The following is a 3515-nucleotide window of genomic DNA, read 5'->3' as shown; positions in this document are numbered from 1 at the left end:
GGGCCAGCAGGGGGGGGTTCAGGGCCGCCCCGCCCACGCCCAGCTGGCGGCCCCGTGCCCCTCCCCCGCGGGCGGGTTGGGCGACGGGTGGGGGCCGCCGGTCACGCGGGTCGCCGCAGCACGGCGCAGAACATCGCGTCCGTGCCGTGCAGGTGCGGCCACAGCTGCACCTGCGGCCCGTCGCCCAGCTCCGGCACCCCCGGGAAGAACTCGCGCGTGTCCAGCCGCTCGGCGCCGGTCCGGCGGGCCACGTCGGCGACCACGCCCACCGTCTCGGACAGGTGCGGCGAGCACACCACGTACGCCACCACCCCGCCCGGGCGCACCAGCTCCAGCGCGGAGGTCAGCAGCTCCCGCTGGAGGCGGGCCAGCGGCGCGACGTCCGACGGCTGCCGCCGCCAGCGCGCCTCCGGCCGGCGGCGCAGCGCGCCCAGCCCCGTGCACGGCGCGTCCACCAGCACCCGGTCGAACGAGCCGGCCGGCAGGTCCGGGTCCCGGCCGTCGGCGACGCGCACGGTGACCGGCAGGCCGACGGCCGCCTTGCGGATCAGCTCGGCGCGGTGCGGCGCCTTCTCCACCGCGTCCACGTCGGCGCCGGACAGCGCGGCGAGCGCGCCCAGCATCACGGCCTTGCCGCCGGGTCCCGCGCACAGGTCCAGCCAGCGCGAGTCGGGGCCCTCCAGCGGCACGCGGGTCAGCGCCACCGCGCACAGCTGGCTGCCCTCGTCCTGCACGACCGCCAGCCGCTCCCGCACCGGCTCCAGGTCACCGGGGTCGCCGCCCTCCTCCAGGCGCACCCCGTACGGCGAGTACGGCGCCGGCTCGCCGCCGGTCATCGCGGCCAGCTCGTCCGCGGTGACCTCGCCGGGCCGGGCGGCCAGGTGCACGGCCGGGCGCGCGTCGTCGGCCACCAGGGCGTCGCGCAGCGGCTCGCCGCGGCTGCCCAGCGCCTCGGCGAACGCCTGCGCGATCCACCGCGGGTGGGCGTTGGCCATGGCCAGGTAGCCGATCGGGTCGCTGTCCTCGTCGGGCGCGACCTCCTCCACCCAGCCCTGCTCGTCCTGCCCGGTGACGCGGCGCAGCACCGCGTTGGCGAACCCGGCCGCGCCGGAGCCCAGCTCGGCGCGCACCAGGTCCACGGTCGAGGCGACCGCCGCGTGCGCCGGGACCCTGGTGCGCAGCAGCTGGTAGGCGCCGAGCCGCAGCGCGTCGAGCACCGCACCGTCCACTTCGGACAGCGGCCGGTCGGAGCAGGCGGCCAGCACGGCGTCGAGCAGGCCCTGGGCGCGCAGGGTGCCGTAGGTGAGTTCGGTGGCCAGGGCCGCGTCGCGGCCGGTGATCCGGCGTTCCCGCAGCAGGCCCGGCAGCACGAGGTTGGCGTAGGCGTCGCGCCGGCGCACCGCGCGCAGGGTGTCCAGCGCGGCCTGCCGCGCCGGGTCGTCCTGCGGCGGGCGGACGGGGCCGGTCCGCCGGCGGGGCGGGTGGGGACGACGGGGCCGCGAGGGCCGGGACGACCGCTGTGTCATGAGATCCGTTCCCCCGCCTCGACGCGGGCGCCGCGCGCCCAGTCGGTGGCGGGCATCCGCTTCTTGCCCTGCGCCTGGACCTCGCCCAGCGCGACGGGTTGGGTGGCCGTGCCGACGAGCACGCGCTTGCGCTCGACCTTGACCTCGCCGGGCGCGAGGCCGTGCTCCTCGTCGACCGGCAGCACCGGGCCGAGCTTGAGGCGTTCGCCGCGGAACTCCGCCCACGCGCCCGGGTCCGGGGTGACCGCGCGGGCCACCCGGTCCAGGGCGGCGGCGGGCGTGCCGAAGTCGAGCCGGGCGTCGTCCACGGTCACCTTCGGCGCGTAGGTGACGCCCTCCTCGGGCTGCTCCACGGGCCGCAGCGTGCCGTCCTCGATCCCATCCACAGTGGACAGCAGCAGCTTGGCGCCGGACTCGGCGAGGCGGGCCAGCAGCTCGCCGGCCGTGTCGCGCTCGCGCACCCGCTCGGTCAGCACGCCGAACACCGGACCCGCGTCGAGGGCCTTGACGATGCGGAACGTGGTCGCGCCCGTGATGTCGTCGCCGTGCCGCACGGCCGCCTGCACGGGGGCCGCGCCGCGCCACGCGGGCAGCACGGAGAAGTGCAGGTTCACCCACCCGTGGGTGGGGATGGCCAGGGCGGACTCGGGCAGCAGCGCGCCGTAGGCCACCACCGGGCACAGGTCGGGCCGCAGCTCGCGCAGGCGGGCCTGGAACACCGGGTCGCCGGCCTTGGCCGGGGTCAGCACCTCGATGCCGCGCTCGTCGGCCAACGCCGCGACCGGGGACCGCTCCACCTTCCGACCGCGACCGGAGGGCGCGTCGGGCCGGGTGACCACGGCCACCACCTCGTGCCGGTCGGACTCCAGGAGCGCCCGCAGCGACGGCAGGGCGACCTCGGGCGTACCCGCGAAGACCAAGCGCATCGTCACGCGCCTCCGGACGGCACGGCGGGACTCCGGTGGGACGGCGGACCAGCTGGGTCGAACACGCGCTCTCCTCGCATCGGGGCAGGGCGCAAGTCTAGGAGAGCCCGCCGGCGCTAGCTCGCCCCGCCGAGCAGCGGGTGCGGCGACTGCTTGATGGTCGGCACCGCGCCGTCGAACCACGGCTGCTGCCGGATCTCCCGCATCGCCCGCTTGCGGGTCTCCTCGTCCAGGCGGTCCAGGAACAACACGCCGTCGAGGTGGTCGGTCTCGTGCTGGATGCAGCGCGCCAGCAGGTCGGTGCCCTCCACCTCGACCGGCTCGCCGTGCATGTTCCAGCCGCGCGCGATCACCTGCCGGTGGCGGCGGCAGTCCCAGCCGAGGCCGGGGATGGACAGGCAGCCCTCCAGGCCCTCCTGGTACTCGTCGCCGACCACCTCGAACGTGGGGTTGACCAGGTGACCCGCGAACCCGTCGCAGTGGTAGGTGAAGACCCGCAGGCCCACGCCGAGCTGGGGCGCGGCGAGCCCGGCGCCGCCGGCGTCGCTCATGGTGTCCCACAGGTCCTTGACCAGCCTGCGCAACTCCGCGTCGAAGTCGCTGACCTCGACCGCGGGGCTCCGCAGCACCGGGTCGCCGAACAGCCGGATCGGTTGGACGGTCACGCACACTCCTCGCACTCGCGCCGGGAGGTCCCAGTCTACGGAACGTGAGGGAGGTGGGTCAGTGCTCCAGGTCAGTGCTCCAGGTCACGGCCCAGGAAGGCCACGCCGAGTAGTGCTGCCGCGAAGTGCCCGACGAAGCGGACGGCGGTGGTGGTGGCAGCGGTGGCGGTGGTGATGGCGCTGGGAGTCGCGGGAGCGGTGGGGGTGGGTGTGGGGGTGGTGCGGCCCGGGAGGCGGGTCATCGTGGTGGCGGTCATGTCGCGCTCCTTCTCTCGTGCCTCCAGGGTGCGCCCGGGAGGCGTGCGCGTGCGTCCGCTCGGAGTAGCGGTTCGCCGTCATCCCCCGGGATGAAGTGGCGAGACGCCCCGGGCCCACCTCGCCGGTCGGCGGGGTGGGCC

General features: G+C 76.4%; 4 protein-coding genes. All 4 read right to left on the bottom strand.

The features are described from left to right. Positions 1-101: 101 nt before the first annotated feature. Positions 102-1526 carry an RsmB/NOP family class I SAM-dependent RNA methyltransferase gene (locus ACFV4N_RS26070; RefSeq protein WP_499675227.1) on the bottom strand — a complete coding sequence of 475 codons (1425 nt, stop codon included), beginning with the start codon at positions 1524-1526 and terminating at the stop codon, positions 102-104. Beyond that, positions 1523-2452 (bottom strand): methionyl-tRNA formyltransferase, encoded by a 930-nt coding sequence (gene fmt / locus ACFV4N_RS26065; RefSeq protein ID WP_499675226.1) that lies wholly within the window; start codon positions 2450-2452, stop codon positions 1523-1525. The genes ACFV4N_RS26070 and fmt overlap by 4 nt, the downstream gene beginning before the upstream one ends. Positions 2453-2568: 116 nt before the next feature. Beyond that, entirely contained in the window at positions 2569-3117 is a 549-nt protein-coding gene (gene def, locus ACFV4N_RS26060; RefSeq protein ID WP_499675225.1) for a peptide deformylase, read from the bottom strand. Between the two features lie 71 nt (positions 3118-3188). After that, on the bottom strand, positions 3189-3374 hold the full coding sequence (locus ACFV4N_RS26055) for a hypothetical protein (RefSeq protein ID WP_499675224.1): 186 nt from the start codon (positions 3372-3374) through the stop codon (positions 3189-3191). Positions 3375-3515 lie beyond the last annotated feature (141 nt).

It is taken from the genome of Actinosynnema sp. NPDC059797 (genome assembly GCF_042732085.1).
Taxonomy (GTDB): Bacteria; Actinomycetota; Actinomycetes; order Mycobacteriales; family Pseudonocardiaceae; genus Actinosynnema.
This window is presented reverse-complemented; position numbering and strand designations above follow the sequence as displayed.